The following is a 20,352-nucleotide window of genomic DNA, read 5'->3' on the forward strand; positions in this document are numbered from 1 at the left end:
CAGGTGTATTTTTACATTCAACTCTTTTTCCATCTTTTACTTTAATCTCGCATGCTCTCTGCATAAGCTGAAATGAGTACAGTAGAAGCGCGGTATACGTCGTAATTAAAAGTTGATTTTCCGAAAGTTGTGAGTTTAATGCTATTGGTTTTGTAACTCAAATGTATACGTCCCGGGATTAAACTTCCAATTTTATAAAATACTAAGAGTGTGTCTTAAAATTAAATCTGGTTCTATAGTTGGGATAGGACTTATGCATTTAAATTGATAAACGGAGTGTTAAACTATTAATGTCCAAGACGAAAGTTTAAACCATGATGTTTATTGTGTTTGATTTTATACATCTAGTGCGTAATATGAATTTAAACGGAACGTTGCCCATTATCCAATTGTATAAATGATTTGAATTTTAAGACAGCCTCGAAATCAGTAACAACGCCGAATGTACTTGATTTCATACATTTGGTGCGTAAGCCTATATTTTCAAACATTTACGGTAAATTTGGAAATCTCTTGCGATAAGACTCATCACCCATATATTCTTTCCATTCATCTGGCGTAAGATTACGGGTTAGACGATTGCTAGCTTCGTCTATCAAATCTTCTGTATCAGATATCCATAACTTTGCTGTCCACAACTTTGCCGTACTGTCAACACTCGCCGTTGCGATGTATTTTCCATCAGGACTAAAAACAACATTATTCACACCACTATCATGTCCCAAGTAAGAAATTTGTTTGCCTGTAGATACGTTCCATAAACGTGCTGTATTATCATTGCTTGCTGTAGCAATGTATTTTCCATCAGGACTGAAAACAACACTATTTACCGGACCATTATGGTTCAAAACAAAAATTTGTTTACCAGTAGTTGTATCCCATACGCGTGCCGTATAATCAAAACTCGCCGTAGCAATATATTTACCACCAGGACTGAAAACAACACTATTTACCGGACCATTATGGTTCAAAACAAAAATCTGTTTACCTGTAGCTGTATCCCATAGACATGCTGTATTATCGTAACTCGCCGTAGCAATATGTTTTCCATCAAGACTGAAAACAACACTATTTACCCTACCAGCATGGTTCAGAGGAGGAAAAATTGGTTTACCTGTAGCTGTATCCCATAGACATGCTGTTTTGTCATCACTTGCCGTAGCAATATATTTTCCATCAGGACTGAAGATAACACTATTTACCGGACCATTATGGTTCAAAACAATAATCTGTTTACCTGTAGCTGTATTCCATACTCCTGCTGTTTTGTCAGCACTTGCCGTTGCGATGTATTTTCCATCCGGACTGAAAACAACACTATTTACCCAACCAGCATGGTTCAGAATAAAGATTTGTTTACCTGTATATTCATCCCGTAAACGTGCTGTATTGTCGTTGCTCGCCGTTGCGATGTATTTTCCATCCGGACTGAAAACAACACTATTTACCCAACCAGCATGGTTTAGAACAAATATTTTTTCATCTGTAATTGTATTCCATACAGATGATGTATTGTCAGCACTCGCCGTAGCAATGTATTTTCCATCAGGATTGAAGATAACACTATTTACCGGACCATCATGGTTCAGAACAGAAATCTGTTTACCTGTAGATACATCCCATAAATGTGCTGTTTTGTCAGCACTCGCCGTTGCGATGTATTTTCCATCCGGACTGAAAACAACACTATTTACCCAACCGGCATGGTTCAAAACAAAATTTATTTCACCTGTAATTGTATTCCATACAGATGATGTATTGTCAGCACTCGCCGTTGCGATGTATTTTCCATCCGGACTGAAAACAACACTATTTACCGAACCATCATGCTTTAATAGGGCAAAATTTTTTTCACCTGTAGTCATGTTCCATACACCTGCTGTTTTGTCATCACTCGCCGTAGCAATATATTTTCCATTCGGACTAAAAACAACACTATTTACTGGACCATCGTGTTTGAGGGGGTCCAAAATTTGTTTACCTGTAGCTGCATTCCATACACCTGCTGTTTTGTCAGAACTCGCTGTGGCAATGTATTTTCCATCAGGACTAAATACAACACTATTTACCCTACCAGCATGGTTCAAAACAAAAATTTGTTTGCCTGTAGATACGTTCCATAAACGTGCTGTTTTGTCATCACTTGCCGTAGCAACATATTTTCCATCAGGACTGAAAACAACATTACGCACCGGACCAGCATGGTTCAGAACAAAGATTTGTTTGCCTGTAGATACGTTCCATAAACGTGCTGTCTTGTCATTACTTGCCGTTGCGATGTATTTTTCATCAGGACTGAAAACAACACTATTTACCCTACCAGTATGGTTCAGAACAAAAATTTGTTTACCTGTAGATACGTTCCATAAACGTGCTGTTTTGTCATCACTTGCCGTAGCAACATATTTTCCATCAGGACTGAAAACAACATTACGCACCGGACCAGCATGGTTCAGAACAAAGATTTGTTTACCTGTATATGCATCCCATAAACGTGTTGTATTGTCATTGCTCGCCGTTGCAACGTATTTTCCATCAGGACTGAAAACAATATTATTCACATCACTACCATGTTTCAGAATCATAACACGATGAGGTATGAACAATAATCCCTGACGTATTAAATGATCAGCAGTCGATGTTACATGAATTTTAAATGATTCGATAGCAAGAAGAACACTTTTATCTAGATTTCCGGGGTCTCCCTGAAGACGGTTGGAATTTAAATTTAAATCCGAAGCAAGAGCTTTTTCAGCATTTTCTTTTGCCTGTTGCCATTCACAGAATGCGAATCCAGCTAGAATTAAAACAATAATAGAAAAAGCCGCGAGTCCTTTTTTCTCTAGCTTTTCTTTCTCTGCCAGTTCTTTCTCTACTCGTAGTTCTTTTTCTACTCGTTTTCTCTCTGCTCTTTCTTTCTCTAACCGTTCTTTCTCTAGCTGCTCTTTCTCAGCCCATTCTTTCTCCGCGCGTTCTTTCTCTGCGCGCTCTTTCTCTACCCGTTTTTTATCTGCCAGTTTATCATTAAAAACCTTGTTAGAAGATTGTATTGGTTTGATAAACCCGTCATGTGTTAGCTCATACCAGCGTGCACCTGCCCTCCACTCTGCTCTAATGAGGTGCATGCTTTCAAGCACATCAATAGCTGCATTGGAAACACCACAGGTGAACTCTGGAGCTCTGTACACCATCCCTCTAGTTCCCATCGCCGTTATTAACACTTCACCGCAAAGTCTGCGCAGCCCTTCCTCATCAATGTGTGCCTTCTCTGCAGCTGCCCTTATAGCCTCTTCGTAAAATCTGTAAAGTTCCTGTTCTACGTTGCCATAGGTTTTCAGGTGCTGAAATGTAATTTGCGTTACATCTGGAGGTAATTCTCGCCAGAGGTTCTGGCATACTACCTGAAGCTGCACAGCCTCTATGAATTCTCCTGTTACCTCAGCTGTCTCTCCAGGTGTCGTTTCAACTCGAATCTTTAGCAAATCTTCAACAAGTTTTTCTGCCACGCCTTCTGCAAAAGAGCGGCCAGTATATCTCAAAGGCTCTTTGATTGCCAGAAGGGCAGCCTCACTGCGAAGACGTTCCATGTGAAAACGCGTCCGTAATCTTTCGGGAAGAAGATATGCATAAGGGTCTAGCTGGGCTATGAAATCTTCCCGCATGACAAAAACCACCCTTAAAAGAGGATCTGCTTCCAGAGCAGCACTTACTTGCTCAAAAAAACCCTCTCTATCTTTCCAGCGGTCTTGATATAAAGAGAATATTTCCTCAAACTGATCGAAGATAATTGCACGGGGTAAAGGCATGCTATCTTCGTCCAGCATATGCTCCAGTTCAGTCAAAAAATCAACAAGTTTCATTTTAGCCAGGCGCTCAACATCATATTCATCTTCAACCCAGCTTGTGAGAGTATTAAAGACATATATATTCGAAATCTCGTCAGGTTTTATATTTTCCAAAATTGTGCCTTTAACTCGAGCTACAGGGAAAACTTCAAACTGGTTTTCCTCAAGAAGGGGAATAAGTCCTGCATTGAGAAGGGAAGTCTTACCTGCACCAGACTGGGCATAGACAAGAACCAGATTATGTGCAATGACTATGGAAAGGAGATCCCGAGCTTCACGATCTCTTCCGAAAAAGATGAATTTATCTTCCTGTTCAAAAGGTCGAGGGCCCACGTAAGCCTGGAATTCAGGTTCCACAATTGAAAGCCTCCCATCGTGTTCTCAATTCTGCAGAAAATTCATGGTATATCATCCTTAACCCCCCGGAGCTTATTTAAACCTGGAATTTAAACGACAATCTGATCGTCTTAATCCTTATTTGTTGGGTTGTGACAATTACGACTGACCCTTCTTTATTAAAACCGGTGTTAGATGCTCTGGAATGCCGTGTAGCTGGATTTGTATACACCCAAATTTATATGCATCTTCAATGCTACGTCCTCCTCCTAATGCCTGGTAAAAACCAATAGCGAAGGCGATAGCAGCTTTATCACCGATTGCCCGGTTCATGCCAATGACATATTTGATGTGTTTAGCAATGGCTTTTGCCTGAATCTCTGCGTAACAAGCATTCAATACTACACAATTCACGTGATCACTAAATTGTTCAAATAATGCAGCCAAAGCATCGAGCTCGATTGGGTGAGCTTTCCCTGCCAAATCCTCAAAGCATAACGCACCTGTAGGTGTGCCATGACCGGAAAAATGGACGATTTGCGGCTGTGTATCAAGCAAAGCCTGGGATGTATCTGATGGACGAACTGACAATTGTGGCAATTCTAATGTAAAGCGATCCCGAAATTTAGCCAATTTCAGTTTTTCTTGAATCTCTCGAAATTCTTCACCAAGTCTCAGGCGAGATTCATTAGTGGGATCAGCTGCTAAGAAGAGTATCGAAACTTTACCGGATTTTTCTTTAATTGGAAAAGACCGTCCATTTTTGATATGTATTTTTGTGGTATCACGATTGAAAGTCTCCCATCGTGTTTTCAATTCTGCAGAAAATTCATGACAATCGTGCCAGTATACCTGAATATGAAGATCCTCAAAATAACGATCCAGATATTTCTGAGCTTTTTCTTCATGGGTCTCAGAAACATTCCCTGGTACGAGCTGCACGGATATGTGCTTTCTACCCATGCTTATTTCTAAGTATTCATCAAGAATCCGGCAAAGAACACGGAAATCCCAATCAGTTACCTTGTAGCCTATAAGAAGAAGAGATGAGCCTGTAAATGCCTCCTGAATACGTAGCGGAAGCAGGTTTTGATCCTTTGAAATGGCAGCAAGGAAGTCCAGATAGTCGTCCTCTGTTAGAACCAGTGACTCTGGTATTTTATAGCAGCCATGGAGGTGATATACTAAAGGTTTTTCTGGAGTTGGGTCGAAGTCTAGTGGCGTTGGTTTGCGTTGTATCAGGTATTCATTCCACCGACATATTTCCTGAATTGGTGTTTTGCCACGGCTTTTAAGGGCTTGCACCATAAGGTCATCGTAAGTTGTGGTAATATAAACTGAAAGTGGGAGATCGGCCAGTACTCCGTGAATTTCATCAGGAGTTTCAAAGTATTTTGGCGTGACTTCTTTTGACAGTTCGGTGATTCTATTACAAATCTCATCCCTTGGAAGCATTTCATCTTCTTCGGTCACAGCCACAAATTGAGCCACCCGTGCCAGGTTATAAGAATCTTCCATTGGGTAGTCATACTCTTCTGCCCACTCATTTGCAATCTGGAAAATAACAGAAATCTTTTCAGAACAGGCTCCAGATCCGAGAAAAGGAGTACACTTTCCATTCTTGATTCTCTTAAGAAGAATGTCCCAATCCTTCTCCTCCAGCATTTTTGGTATTATGAACACCTTCCAGAAAGTTAAATTATCTTCTCAGTTTTTCTCGTGTTTATTCCCCCAATAACCTTTATTTCCACTCACCTGTGTCTTGTAAGCAGATAAAAATCAGGACAGAATGGAAATGTTTTCAACTCCTCTCTTTCTCAACTCTTCCAGGTCAAAGTCACATTAAAATTAGCACCCGTACCTGCTGCTATAAACATACCGGCTTTTAAATCCATTGAAATACCAAAAGAAACTTGAACTTCTTCCGGTTGCTTACTGATGTCTTTTAACCGATTCAATACGGTATTAGCAACAGGCTTTACAATACCAAGAGATTCTTCAAATGTCTGATTTGTGATATTTACTATCTCATGAGATGTAGATGAACGTGAAACACGAGTTGTTTCCTCTTCAACTTCAGCTTCTTCTGCTTCGATTAATACAGTACTACCGTCTTCCAGAGTAAATTTTACAAGGCGTTTCATAGAATATCACAATTTGAAATATTTATATTCAGTGCAGCATTTTTATTGAATAATTGAAGTATATTTATAAATATAGAGGAAATAATTATTGAATTAACAAGAAAAAGAAGTCAGAAATACAGATAAAAAGCTAGTTATAAAAAATTAAAATTATTTATAAAAAATTTATCCTTTATCTTTGCTTTTTGCCAGAAAAACTGTAAGTAGAGCAGTTCTTCTCATCACGGTTCTTCTCAACACGTTTTTTCCTGTAATAAACTATTATAAACGCTATTTTTTCTCCCTGAACCTTCCCAGGTATCCGAAGAAATCAAATTTGTTTTCAGCTTTTTTGCCTTCGATTTTGTTCTTTTCTATCACTTTGAATCTTTTATCTATAATATATTCTCCAATTGGATTAACGAAACCAAGCAGTATTCCCAATCCTGTAAAAATATACAACACTGTAAAAAGTTTCCCTATATCTGTTTTAGGAGCTAAGTCCCCGTAACCCACTGTTGCCAGAGTGATAACCGAAAAATAGAATGAGTCAAGCCATCTCCAGCCTTCAACTCTATGGTAAAAAATAGTGCCTACAGAAAGGGTGAGCACAGCTAAGTAAAGAAGAGACCTGAACTTCGGATCTTTAAGTAATGTTCCTAATGTCTTTATAAACATCAAGAATGTGAAAAGAAAAGGAATCGTTATCTTTCCTCCAGACTATAGTTTCAATCAAAGATTAACGAGAAATTTGTGCAGATCCATAAGCTATCATTTAACCGGACTGCTGGTACTTTTAAAAACATGGGCTTTCAATCCTATCCCACTTCCTGAAGCTCTGTCGTAGCAAGTAAAGGGCAGGAGGCATCAGCACGAGGTTTATAAGCACATAGTACGGGCCAAACATTGACAGGATTTACGTTAGTTTTTGTGATACCTGATTTTATTTGAAGCAATTTTTACTCTTGTTATTGCGCCATTTTTACGCTCGTTTTTGTGACAGTTTGTGAATTCTATGTGATAAAAAAGTCTCACATCCTGTAATTTTATTATGCACAATGTTCAGGTGTAATCAAACCGATGTCGGAATTCTCTGATTGGCTCACCAGTTTCAGGAAGAACTCTTCAAAATTCCTTTCCTGAAGGCAGGATCGTTCAGGCGGCCTGTATAGACCAGCTTTCCTTTATAAATGATCCCAATGGCTGGTACAGATCTGTTTTGTAATTTCGAGAATATGTGTTGAAATAAAAACTGTTCCTCCGTTTTTCACGTGGCCTGCGAGAAAATTCTTTACTTTTCTCTGCTACAGGGTCAAGATTGATTTGAGACTCGACGATAATTACGAGTTCCGGCTCATGCAGGAAAGCCTGGGCAAATATCAATTTCTGCCTTGTACCTCTTGAGAGGTCTTTACACAGTGAATTTTTCTGGTCACCAAAATCCAGGAATTCAAACCATTTTTCACAGGCTTTCTCATAGTTTTCCATTTTCCGGATCTTTGCAACAAAATATAGATATTCTTCGGCCGTTAAAAAACTTGAGTGAGTTTCCTGCTCAGGAACAATACCTGCAAGTTCTCGAACCCGAATAGGGTCTTCGAGCACATCCACTCCCAGCATCCTAACTGAACCGGAGGTTGGTTTTATTTGACCGGTAAGCATTTTGATCATGGTTGTTTTTCCTGATCCGTTAGAGCCCAGAAACCCAAAAAGCTCACCTTTTCCAATTGAAAGGGAAATGACATTTACTGCCTTTATACTTCCGTAGGATTTAGAAAGGTTTCTTACTTCAATCATCTTTAAGGCTCCTGAAAGCTCGATATTTACAGGCAAATAAATATATAATGCCAATCATATGGCAAATTAATAGATATTAAAGTAAATCAGAGTAAATTAAGGAATATAAAAATATAATATAGTAAATTAGTACATATTAGTGTATATTATAGTAAATTAAAGTAAATCAGGGTAAATTATATAGTAATTAGCTATAGTAAGAACCACAAAGTAAAAATTTAGTATAAGTACATACTGTCTAAAAATATATAAAAGAGTTTCGGAAAATATTTTTGAATTTAATTCAGAACAGGAATGAGATTATTTGAGATGAGATTATTTGAGTTGTGGCAGAAGAAAAAATGAAAAAGGTTTAAATTGAAATTATTTCAGAATAAAGCAAAACGCAATTTTATTAAAAATTATTTATTAAAATAATCGTATTAAAAAGTTTATTAAAATAATGTTATTTTTTCAGTCCTTTTTCAATTGCTTCAACAATACTTCTCAGTACTTTGATTCGAGAGTATCGTTTGTCGTTTGATTCTACAATAACCCACTGGGCATTTATTGTGCTTGTTTTCTGAAGCATCTCATCAACTGCGATTTTATAATCCTCCCATCTGTTCCTGTTCCGCCAGTCTTCGTCTGTAATTTTCCATTTTTTCTCAGGGTCATGTTGCCGGCTGTTAAAACGTTCCAGTTGAATTTCCTTATCAATGTGAAGCCAAAACTTAACTACAATTGCTCCGGCCTGTGTCAGGATTTCTTCAAATTCATTGATCTCCCTGTAAGCTCTTTTCCATTCGTCCTCGCTGCAAAAGCCTTCAATTCTTTCTACCATGACGCGGCCGTACCAACTCCGATCAAAAATTGTTATATGGCCGGCTCTCGGGATTCCTTCACAGAAACGCCAGAGGTAATGATGGGCTTTTTCGATATCATTCGGCGAACCCACAGGGACTACCCTGTAGAGCCTGGGATTTAGATTTTCTACAAAGCGGTAGATGTTTCCCCCTTTGCCAGCAGCGTCCCAGCCTTCAAAGACCACAACCAGAGGATGCTTGTTCTCAAAAAGCTTATACTGGAGGTCTGTAAGTTTTTGTTGGTATAATTTTTTTGATTTCTTATATTCATCGGCATCTATCTTTTTGGAGAGGTCAATTTTTTCCAGGATGGAATTGTTAAGCTGAGGGACCTCTGGAGTTTCAGTATCCAGATATTTGAGGGTCTTTTCAGCCGGTATTCTAGTTGCCTGTTCAATAGAAGCTTCAATCGCATGGATGGCCGTCGTCATAATTTTTAAAGTTGCAAAGTTCCTGTCATTAGCTTCTACAATTGTCCAGGGGGCATAAGGCATATCGGTCTTCTCTAAGATCCTCTCGACAAGCGGCAGATACTCATTGTATTTATGGATGAAATCAAGATCCTGCCTTGCTTCATCCTCGTACTCGTCAAATATCGGGATATCAACTTTTTTAAGGTCTTTAAAACGTTCTTTATGCTCTTTTTCACTGATGTGAAGGAAAACTTTTATTATAAGATACCCATCATCGGCAAGTTGTCGCTCAAAATAGTTTATTTCTTCCAGGTATTTCCCCAGTTCTTCTTCAGATTTGTTCTTTTCCAGACACTCTATGATTGCCCTGCTGTACCAGCTCCTATCAAAGATTCCAATCTTTCCTCTCACAGGAACCCTGGACCAGTAGCGTACAATAAAGGGCTTAAGGAGTTCTTCATAGCAGGGCTTGGTCATTGTGTGAAAATCGTATCCTCTGGGGTCCAGAGAAATAATAAAACGGTTGATATCCTCTGCCATTCCGGATACGTGCCAGCCTTCAAAAACGAGAATAACAGGTATCTTCAAATCCCAGGCTTTGCGCTGTAGTTCTCCGAGCTTGGCTTTAAATGCTTTATGATTTTTTTTGTACTCAGCAGTTGTTATTGTTTTGGAGAGATCAATTTTTTCAAGCATAAGGAACCCTGTTTATTTTTTTAAAATAGAGAAGTATCTCAGTATTAATTAATATTGATACCAAGTTCATAAGATATAATTTAGAGGACAGAATAACTTACTAAATAGATATAATATATAATATTATTAATTTAGTTTTGCTTTCTTGCAGATGTTAACTTCTTTTCAATTAACATATTATTAATTGTCTGATTCAATAAGTTGAGAATATTTAGACTAGATTAATGAAAAATAATAGAACTTTTGATTGCGGAACAAAATATTCGTTTCATGCAATGTTCTCTTTTATGAGTCTATACAAACAAAACAGTAAATTATTTTATAAATATAGCTTAATAATATACAGATTCTATGTATATATATTATGTTTATCCAATATATATTGGTTTTATTAGATATACCTTAGTTTTATTCCTATATATAACTCGTTTAATAGTTTATATTAAATAGTATTAGAAAAACTATTAATATTTAAAATATCAATTTATTTTAGCATAATTTTTATCGTATACTTAACTTCACATTACAATATTTTATAAACTATCTTATGCTCTAAAATATGTTTTCAATGCTATGTAATTTGTGTAGCATGTAAAAAATTATTATATATACTTAGTTAAAAACATTCAATACAAAACAGCTTATTAAGTAACTATTTTATTTTGTAACTTCCTACCCTTAACACAATTAGAAACATTTTAAGATATATGTTTAAATGTACTAATTATACAGCTATAAATTAACCACATAATTAACCACATGTAAAAACTACATATTAAGTTACATACATTAAGTTAAGTAATTTAAAAATAAACACAAAATAAGCGCTCTTTTTTAAAGTTTATAATTTATTATATACTATATTATAGTTTCTTAAAAGTATTACAAATAGCAATTATTTTAGTGATTATTAAATAGAAAATATATATCTAAGTAGATCTTTAAAGTTAGTTACTCAATAAAACAAACATATATAACAAACAAATGAATTTGTTTCAAAATTCCACACATAAAAATATTTCAAAAGATATTTAAATAACATCTATTTTTTATGATTAATACTTTTTATAAAAGTTTATTATTATTATTATTATTATTATTATTATTATTATTATTATTATTATTATCATACTATATTTATAATATAATCTTTTAAGCAAATGGTGTACACTAATTATGTTAAATCTTAGCAAAAACACATAGCAATGAATTGGACAAAAGATATACTAATAATATTTATGGTAACAAAATAAACAAGAATAACTACATTTCAAAATCTCGACCTTTTTATTTTTTACTTGGAAAATAGTTCCAATTCTCATAGTATATAGGCATAAACACCTTTTAGATTCTTCATCTTTTTTCTTTCATGACTTTGTGTATTTACTCTTCCGGTTGTCGGCCAAATACTCCATATTCATATAGTTCTTGTAATAAGTGACTTCACAAAATTAGGGTCTAAAAACTATTCTGTAAAAATTTGCAGTTGTGTTCCTATAGTACCTAAGAATAAACTTATTTTTAGATGGTTGGAACCTGTAAAAATGTTTCAAAAAACAAACAACATAAAATACTTTCATCGTTATGCATATAAGTTATAAACTGATATTTTACTTATTACAAAAGTAGAACTTTGTTCACTCAGCAGGAGTTTCCAGACATAATTAGGAAAACAAGGGAATAGGCATTGCAGAATAAGTTAGTTTTTTGTATATTTAACTGTAAATTTCTCTTAGTTTTTCAGTTCTGTTTTTTATTTTTATATATTGCTTATATATTTATTGGAGATTTTAAATGATATTCCCTTTTTATGTTCATATATTTATATATTCTTTTTTGACTTTATTAGTGTAGACTTATTAAGTGAAAAACTAATAAAGAAACATACTAACAATTCAATTAATTTTCTGCAAAAATGTATAAAACTCATCGCTCAAAATTATATATATTTGAGTTATGTATAAAATTATTCATGCTCTTAAATCTATATAATATCACCTAATATAAATTTACGATTTAAATAAATTATATTTATATATTATTTAAAATATAATTTAAAAATTAATATTTTAATTTAATAATTTTTAAATATATAATATGTTTTTATTTATAAAATATAAATTTAATAATTATTATATAATAAACTGTATAAAAATGTTCTTTTTTTGTATTATTATACAATTACAATTAATAAATAGTAAATTAAAGTGCTTGATTCTACAAAAAATAGGAAAAATATGTAACTAAATTATAATGCCAGCTCAAGGTCAAATATTTCTTCAAAAAGTTTGTATTTTTTACGGGCCCTGTACAGGTACTGACGGATGGGAGTTTCATCTCTTGCCCTAGCAAAAAGAGCTTCGATTTCCCCTCTGGAGAAGACGGCTTCAAGCTTTTTCATGGGAATTGACTCAAGACCTTTCCAGTCATCGATCCTCTGATTACTTATAGGAATTGGAACTGGAAGCAAGGATACCTGGACCTCATCTACCCAGTTCCATTCAGAATCATAGATGTTTGCAGAAAAAGCTCCGCAAGAAATGCATTTTGTTACTACTATGGTTCTTTCTCCCGCCTTGTGATAGCTAAGGCTCATAAGTATGGAGTCGCATCTGGTGCAGTTACCAATCTCATTTTCTTCCAGGCTATAAGCATGTATCTGGTTCTCTCCAATGTATAGATCATTTCCTTTAAGATCATAGCTGTATTCCATATTATTCACTCCTGGATGAGGTTGAGAGGGTCAATGCTATTGGCTTTGGACTTTTCTTAGTTTTTACTCTCTGTCTTTGTAAAGGTTATATATCTATTAATATTAATCCCCTTTTATGCAGACTTTTGGCTTCAAGGACATACGGTGGTTCCTCTCTTCGATTTTTCAGTTTCATCACTTTATATTACCGCACCACTTAAATTTTAGTTCCAACATTCTCATTGCGACCTGATACATTTTATCTGAAACTTTTTGTCTTGTTCTTATACATCGTCTAAAGAACATTTTGATGAAAAACTTGCTTGTATAGTGAGTTTTTAGAGATTTTGTGCAGGTTAATCGTTTAATCGTTTAATTTTAAACTTCTCATATAGGTCCGGAAAATTGTAGTTATGACTTTTGGAACATGTAAAAACTGGACCAGTAAAAACTGGACCGTTTTAGTGAATTTAACGCAAACTTAATATATTGTTATAAGTAACTAATAGCACGTCTTAATAAATATGTTAAATGAGTATTCAAAAATATCTCTTAAAAATGAGAGTTTATATTTTTATAAATATAACATGTATACTAAAAAATTAGTAATAAATGTGCAAAATGCCTACATTTACATTGAAATATTTATAAAATATTTAAATTATGTTTGTCGCGGGTGGGGCACAAAAACCGATATATCAGAGAAAGACCATACTATGTATACAAAAACTGGATTTTAAGTTAAGTAGAATTGTTTATGGATATCAATTTTTTCGTGTCCATCCCCCTCACAACGAATAAATTTAAAAATCTATATATAGATCTATAACTTACATAGTTTACTACATCAGTAAAGGTGGTAATTAATGGTATCCATCCGAGCTAAAATTAAATCCAGGTTAGAGAAATTTCTAGAAGTTGATACCAGTGGATATCGAAGGACAATCCTGTGTATCTTCATCAAGGTAAAAAAAGCGACTATTGACGAATTACATGAAATGCTTACAAGCAAGTATAATGTATCTCGAAATACGGTCGCATCCATGGTAGGATATATCCATTCGAAGCTTGGAATTCTAAGGGCGCATAAAGAATCCTATAAAACCCCTATGGTTTACTTTTTGAGGGAAGAATATGTAGACTTGCTAATGAAGATTGTAACTTCACCTAAAGCACCTACTGAATTCACGACTTGATAAGTTTACTATTACACCCAAAAATATCTGATGGACAATGTCACTCGTTAAAAACGCACCCAGAACGGCAACGACTATTGTTGTAAGATCGGATTCCAATTCTCGAATAAGCCACTCAAGGGATCCATATTACACCCTTATGCGGCGCATTTTTCAAGAAGATGCCACTGCTGCTAGAGGTCAGAAGTTTCTGACTCTGGTGGAAGAGCGTCAGGTTGCTGGAAGTGCTATCCAGACTAATGAATGGAAAAACCTTCTTGAAGAACTTCAGATCGGGCGTGCTTCATTTTATGCGATGCGCAACAAGCTGCTTGGAGCCGGGTTGATTTCGATAAAAAATAAGGAGTACAGGCTTTCAGGTCAGTTCTCAAAGGATCTTTTAGATATGGCCAGCTGGTGGTGGACCGCAGTTCTCAACCAGCCTGAGGAGAGCCTTTAAAAGAATAATTCTTCTTTTTTCATTTGACTTATTCATTTAAATCTTTCATTTAAATCTTTCATTTAATTTTAAAATTCCCAGGCACTTCAGCCGAAAGGTATTTATATAAAATCTTCCTTTAGAAGATACGCTTCAGGGCGAAAGAAATGCGCCCCACAGCGAAAAATCATCGAAGCCCGGTAGTGTAGTGGTCAATCATGCGGGACTCTGGATCCTGCAACCTCGGTTCGAATCCGTGCCGGGCTATACATGATTCTTAATAAACTACTTTTTTGACACGAAGATTATAGTTTTTATTCTACTGTTAGCTCCATATGAAGTTAATCAGTCCTTTATCGAAAGTCCTCCAAATGCAATGAATCCTGTAATTATAATATCAGGCTTTTCCGAATCGCTCTCTCTGCGTATTGAACTCCTTGGTCTTTCGTCTTCAATACCACCCAAAATCGGTATCGCTTCCGTCTCAATTTGCCATTTCTCAGGAACTTTTAAGTCAACACCCCCAAAAAGAGCAACTACATTTATTTTTGCAGGTGGTTTCTCAATGCTAGAATCCCTCAAGTCAAGATCTACTCCTCCAAAGATCGTAGTAATGTCCCCACCTCGAAAACCTTTGGAATTACTGGCGCTGCTCACTCCACCAAAGACTGCAAATAGATCTATGGTTTCATTACTTTTTCTAAAAACAGATAAACGGCCCTTCCTTTCGGTCAAAATTCCAATTCCCATAACAATAATTAGCAAGGGCCACCAGTCTGTGAGAGCTTCCCAGGAAATTATGTCAAGAATAAATAACTGAAGAGTTGTGAAAACTACTATCAAAAAGATAGGCCCTGACAAACTGGAAAACTTGCTTTTCCAGAGTGCATAAAATCCAAGTAGAATAAATAAAGAGGGAATGTATTCCAGCAGTTGGATGGTATCGTATATTCCAGTAGTCCTGAGCAGGAGAAGAACCCCAAGAATCAGTACAATAGTTCCAAACATTGTCTGGTATGATATTTTAGTCATTCTCATCTCTCATATTAAAATTTAGGGTTTAATTATATGCCCGTATCTAAACAATTTATTCAGCTTTACTACAACAGTAGACTTTCTGGAGTTTGTCCTGAACAATGCGTTAAGCAATATTTAAAACAGTCTTTCTATCATATTAAGTACATACTATTATAATAATTTTTAGCAACTTCGACTATTAAATCACATATATTTTAATTGAAAAATATATATAATTATATATTAACAAATTCATGTAATTATATATTTATCTTGAATCTTAATTGGAAAAGTTAAAGAGTAGTTAAAGGCTCTATAAAAGTTTAGACCTCTTAAAGAGGATTAGTTTTTTAAGGGATATTAAACCTTATTTGCCCAATTAAGTGTAGTGTCAGCCATCTCCCAGTTAAGGCACATTCATTAAATGATTTATTTGCTGTTTAAATGGCTTAAGTACTCTTTAATTGATAAATTAAACGTTGATTTATCCTTACTTGTAACATTAAATTTTGTATGGATGAAAATGACATCAGATGCCTTATTTAAAAATAAACATATATTGTAAAAGAATAAAATAGTTATCTCGCTTTTTTCTTGATTTAAACGAGTATTATAGATTAGTTATCTAAAAAATTGATTTTAGAGTGTACCTTAATTGGGGAAACTCTAAATGCATACATATTATCCAAAATAAGCATTGTATGCCATTAGTTTTAGTACTGATTTAGAAGGGCCCTATAAAGGTTCTATTATGTTTTCTATTAAAGGTTATAAATCCCCAGCTCTCAGTTCTGCAATATACGGGTCATAAGCTGCAGTTGAGCCGCCCGAACAGCGTGCAATGTAATAATCTGCAACAATACAAGCTTGCTGCTCACGATTATATTCACGGAAGTGCCTTTTTTCCCCAACCTTGTATGCATACCCATCACTTGCCTGCGCATGAAATGCTTCAACCAGATATTGCGAACCTGTATGTTCCATCTGCGCGACATGGGTTAATTCATGTATAAGCCATTTCATATCTGAGCTGCCTGCTGTTGTGTTAAGCTTTCTATTGAAGTTGACTGTATGAAAGGTTGCAACCCCCATACCTGAGCATCTCTTCAGCTTTGCCCCCAGCCAGGCGAGAAATGAAGCTTCGTCGATATGCACCTTTTGATAATTAATTCTGTTTTCAAATATGCTTCGAGCTTCTTTTTCCTCTACTGCAGTAAGTTTCCGGGTATTAATTTTGACAATTTGCCATAAATGATCCATAAGCTCAGGGAAGGCACAAATATCGAGAATTTTTGAGATAGCACGGCCGACACGTATAGTGAGAGCTAACAGCTCATATCGTATCAGTTTTAAAAACCCTACTTTCCCTACCAGATTAGAGTCTTGATAATTTTTGAAGACGGCTTTCATACAATCACCTGCATTACTATTTTTCAGGTTTTAATGCCTTGTCTCCTAACCCCCAGCTAATGACTTCTATACCTTGATTCCTATATACACTACACTGAAAAGCAGTTGGTCTTAAATGTAAAAGTCTGAGTATGTAAAAAAGACATTTCAGCTTTCTTAACACAACTTCTTAAGTGAATTAAATGTTCACATTATTATAAAAACATTGGTTGAACAGCAAGTTTCTTTTTTGGGAGGAACAGCATGAAAGAACATAGTTGAAATATTTGCATGGCAAAAATTTATTCACTGTACTCTTTATGGTAGAGCTCTATTCACTGCGAATCTAAACTGTAATGCATCAGTTAGTTAACTCTAAAATGTTTTTACATTTCTAATTTTTATATTCTCCAGTCTAAAACTCGAGGTGTCTTACTCAAAAATTAGAATCATTCCATAGCTTTTGTTTTATATTTCATTATTTATACTTAAATTACATTCAGATTTGGATAAAGCTAGTATGGAGAAAAAGTAATCATATTATAGGATTTTAAATAGAAGAAAGAAAAAAGATTCTGACAGAAAAAACAGGGAACAAAAGCAAAAATTCAGTATTGAATTGGTGTTGATGAGGAAAAACACAGTGATAGTAAAAACCATCTTATTGCTTCTCAGACACTATCTTTCCACAATTTTCTTTTGACTTCTTCTGTTAACACAAACAATTATATTTATAAATAATATTAAATAGCATAGAATACAATTGTCTAATCAGTATTTTATTACCTACTTTGTTGAAGTTTAGCGAAGTGAGTGATTGGGTGGGATCATAAATCTATCGCTATTTAGTAATTATCTGAGTTATTAGTGATTACCTATGCCTGGTATACAGCTATATTTTATGGATTTTTGACTATACATTTTTACTGTAGTCATATATTTATAAAAAATATATATAGCTTTATGCAAGAGAGAATAAACTTTGTGATGCATAGTATGCGGATTGGTATCGGATAATGTGGTTTCACGGAGAATACAAATATGTGACTGAAAAACTGTACTACAGGTAAGAATACAGAACGCAAGTGAGTTCCTTTGAGTTTGGGGGTATTAATTGAATAAACAATTGAAAATGTTATTTATAGGAACTTATGTTCCAAAAGAGTGTGGGATTGCCACATTCACATCCGATCTTTTAAATTCAATTCCCGGAGAAGGTAATGACGTTCATTGTGAAGTAATTGCTTTGAACGATCCCTCTGAGACCTATAATTATCCTGAAGAAGTCGTTTTTCAAATACAGAGGGACAGGATAGAGGATTATTACCGGGCTGCGGATTATATAAACCAATCTGATATTGATATCGTATGCCTGCAACACGAATTTGGGCTTTTCTGGGGAAATGCTGGAGACTATATTTTTGCTCTTCTATCAGGAATCAACAAACCTGTGATAAGCACGATGCATACTGTAATCCGGGAGCCTGAACCTGAGTATCGAGCATCCACGGAAAAACTCATCAGATATTCCGAAAAGCTGATCGTAATGAGCCAGACTGCAGTCGAAATGTTAAAAGACGTTTATAAAGTTTCTGAGGATAAAATAGAATTAATCTTTCACGGAGTACCTGACTACCCTTTTAACAACTGCAGTAAGTATAAAAATAGATTGAACCTGAAGGGATCTCCGCTTGTCTTAACTTTCGGCCTGCTGAGCCAGAATAAAGGTATCGAAAGTATGCTTGATGCTCTTCCTGAAGTCATAAGCCAGTACCCTGAGCTCATTTACCTCATACTGGGTGCTACGCATCCTATAATTAAAAAGAACTTTGGAGAAACATACAGACAATACCTCCAGAATAAGGTTTCAGAACTCGGACTTGAAAAAAATGTAGTATTCCATGACAAATTTGTCGAGAAAGAAGAACTTTGTAATTATATCCTTGCCAGTGATATCTACGTATCTCCCTATCTTTCCAGAGAGCAGATAGTAAGCGGCGCTCTGACCTATGCAATTGGTATGGGAAAAGCAATAGTTTCCACTCCATACTGGTATGCTCAGGAAATGCTTTCTGATAATCGCGGTTTGCTTGTAGATTTTGGAGACACGAGCGGTTTAAGAAAATCTCTTTTGCATTTAATCGAAAATCCAGAAGAGTGTGATAAGATGCGCAAAAAGGCATATGATTTTGGTCGAAAAATGACGTGGAAAAACGTAGGTAAACAATATAATAAGGTTTTTACCAGGTCCTTAAAGAATTACAGTGCCTACTCCACCTCGAAAAAGTTTAATTTCCTTCCGAACCACCTGCCTGAAGTAAAACTTGATTACCTGAAATTGTTAACCGACGACGTGGGCATTATCCAGCATACCAATTTAGGTGTACCGGCTCGTCATTACGGATATAGTACTGATGACGTAGGTCGAGCTCTTGTTGCACTGACACAGTTAATAGATAACCAGAAGAAAGCTGAGGAGTTCTGGAAGTTAATTACCACATATCTGAGTTTTCTTGAACATGCCCAGACCGACACGGGTCACTTCCACAACTTCATGAGCTACAAAAGGGAATTTCTGGACGAAAAGGGAAGTGAGGATACTCTCGGACGTGCTATCTACGGGCTTGGGCACGTGGTAAGCTGCCCTTACCTTTCTAAAAATATACGCACGCTTGCTCATACCCTTATGAGTAGAGCTAGACCCGAGATGGAGAAGCTTAACTGTCCAAGGGCAAAAGCCTATGCCATGTGCGGCCTGTACGAAATGCTCAGAACAGATGTGGATACCGATGAATTAGAATCGGTATTTAATTCGCGCAGGGACGCCGCCAAGTCCGTAGACTCCCTTGTAAGTAAAGATACCTTTGAATCCATATTTGTCAGCCACGCGAATTCTCTGGCCGACTTATATGAGGCTAACCATAAAGAAGATTGGAACTGGTTCGAACCTACAGTAACCTATAGTAATGCAAAACTTAGCGAATCCCTTTTACTGGCATACAATTACACAAAAGATCGAACTTATCGTAAGGTCGGCCTTGATACCCTGAATTTTCTTACTGAGATTCAGTGGAACGGTGACTTTTTTGACATTGTTGGAAACCAGGGCTGGTATTCTTACAATGGGGAAAAGCCTATTTTTGACCAGCAGCCCATCGAAGCAGGTTATCTGACTCAAGCTTATGTTTCAGCTTATGAGATTGTACGAGATAGAAGATATCTGGAACTTGCAAGATATTCTTTTGAATACTTCCTTGGAAGAAATCGTTTGCAAACTGTTATGTATGATTATTCCACAGGCGCGGTCTGTGATGGGCTCAACCGCGATGGTATGAATTGTAACCAGGGTGCAGAATCCATAATTTGCTTCCTTATGGCTTTAAACTCTTTAAATAAGCATATGGATAAAGCTTTCAGTACTATATTGCAGTCCAGGGTAAGCGATGAGGTAGATGGCAGAATTCTGCAGAAAAGAAAGAGTTTTTTTGTCAGCAAATCAGGTTGAGTAAGAGAAGAAAGTAAAAGGGTATACGATCCAGAGGGTAAGAGAATAACATGATCTGAGGGATAAGAGAATAATATGTC

The 20,352-nt window shown here is 35.8% G+C and carries 12 protein-coding genes and 1 tRNA gene; 4 read left to right on the plus strand and 9 right to left on the minus strand.

Translation table 11 applies throughout. The features are described 5' to 3' along the window. Positions 1 to 491 precede the first annotated feature (491 nt). The 7 genes from MSBRM_RS09140 to MSBRM_RS09170 form a co-directional block, all read right to left on the minus strand. Positions 492 to 4,202: an eIF2A-related protein gene (locus MSBRM_RS09140; protein ID WP_230669126.1), complete on the minus strand. Its 3,711-nt coding sequence runs from the start codon at positions 4,200 to 4,202 to the stop codon at positions 492 to 494. 138 nt (positions 4,203 to 4,340) lie between these two features. Next, positions 4,341 to 5,846: an SIR2 family protein gene (locus MSBRM_RS09145; protein WP_230669128.1), complete on the minus strand. Its 1,506-nt coding sequence runs from the start codon at positions 5,844 to 5,846 to the stop codon at positions 4,341 to 4,343. 152 nt (positions 5,847 to 5,998) lie between these two features. Next, positions 5,999 to 6,325 (minus strand): CU044_2847 family protein, encoded by a 327-nt coding sequence (locus tag MSBRM_RS09150; RefSeq protein WP_048117608.1) that lies wholly within the window; start codon positions 6,323 to 6,325, stop codon positions 5,999 to 6,001. A gap of 270 nt (positions 6,326 to 6,595) precedes the next feature. Beyond that, complete coding sequence (locus tag MSBRM_RS09155) at positions 6,596 to 6,982, minus strand: potassium channel family protein (RefSeq protein WP_048117606.1); 387 nt, start codon at positions 6,980 to 6,982, stop codon at positions 6,596 to 6,598. Between the two features lie 477 nt (positions 6,983 to 7,459). After that, positions 7,460 to 8,101, minus strand: a complete 642-nt coding sequence (locus MSBRM_RS09160; protein WP_230669130.1) for an ABC transporter ATP-binding protein — start codon at positions 8,099 to 8,101, stop codon at positions 7,460 to 7,462. Positions 8,102 to 8,546: 445 nt separating this feature from the next. Next, positions 8,547 to 10,055 (minus strand): polyphosphate:AMP phosphotransferase, encoded by a 1,509-nt coding sequence (gene pap, locus MSBRM_RS09165; protein ID WP_048117603.1) that lies wholly within the window; start codon positions 10,053 to 10,055, stop codon positions 8,547 to 8,549. A gap of 2,248 nt (positions 10,056 to 12,303) precedes the next feature. Then, complete coding sequence (locus tag MSBRM_RS09170; protein WP_048117600.1) at positions 12,304 to 12,768, minus strand: hypothetical protein; 465 nt, start codon at positions 12,766 to 12,768, stop codon at positions 12,304 to 12,306. Positions 12,769 to 13,613: 845 nt separating this feature from the next. Between MSBRM_RS09170 and MSBRM_RS09175 the strand changes: the two genes are divergently transcribed. The 3 genes from MSBRM_RS09175 (at position 13,614) to MSBRM_RS09185 (ending at position 14,628) form a co-directional block, all read left to right on the plus strand. Beyond that, complete coding sequence (locus MSBRM_RS09175; RefSeq protein ID WP_048117598.1) at positions 13,614 to 13,943, plus strand: DUF2551 domain-containing protein; 330 nt, start codon at positions 13,614 to 13,616, stop codon at positions 13,941 to 13,943. Between the two features lie 37 nt (positions 13,944 to 13,980). Then, the gene (locus tag MSBRM_RS09180) at positions 13,981 to 14,382 is read left to right on the plus strand and encodes a hypothetical protein (protein WP_048117596.1); all 402 of its coding nucleotides are present in this window, start codon (positions 13,981 to 13,983) and stop codon (positions 14,380 to 14,382) included. Positions 14,383 to 14,555: 173 nt separating this feature from the next. Next, a tRNA-Gln gene (locus tag MSBRM_RS09185) sits at positions 14,556 to 14,628 on the plus strand. A 78-nt stretch (positions 14,629 to 14,706) separates the two neighbouring features. Here MSBRM_RS09185 and MSBRM_RS09190 read toward each other — a convergent pair. Further along, entirely contained in the window at positions 14,707 to 15,393 is a 687-nt protein-coding gene (locus tag MSBRM_RS09190; protein ID WP_052712786.1) for a LiaF transmembrane domain-containing protein, read from the minus strand. A 753-nt stretch (positions 15,394 to 16,146) separates the two neighbouring features. Then, positions 16,147 to 16,788, minus strand: a complete 642-nt coding sequence (locus tag MSBRM_RS09195) for a hypothetical protein (protein WP_230629167.1) — start codon at positions 16,786 to 16,788, stop codon at positions 16,147 to 16,149. Between the two features lie 1,093 nt (positions 16,789 to 17,881). On the opposite strand from MSBRM_RS09195, the gene MSBRM_RS09200 reads away from it, so the two are divergent. Further along, entirely contained in the window at positions 17,882 to 20,272 is a 2,391-nt protein-coding gene (locus MSBRM_RS09200; protein WP_048117595.1) for a glycosyltransferase family 4 protein, read from the plus strand. Positions 20,273 to 20,352 lie beyond the last annotated feature (80 nt).

Source organism: Methanosarcina barkeri MS (assembly GCF_000970025.1).
GTDB classification, from domain to species: Archaea; Halobacteriota; Methanosarcinia; order Methanosarcinales; family Methanosarcinaceae; genus Methanosarcina; species Methanosarcina barkeri.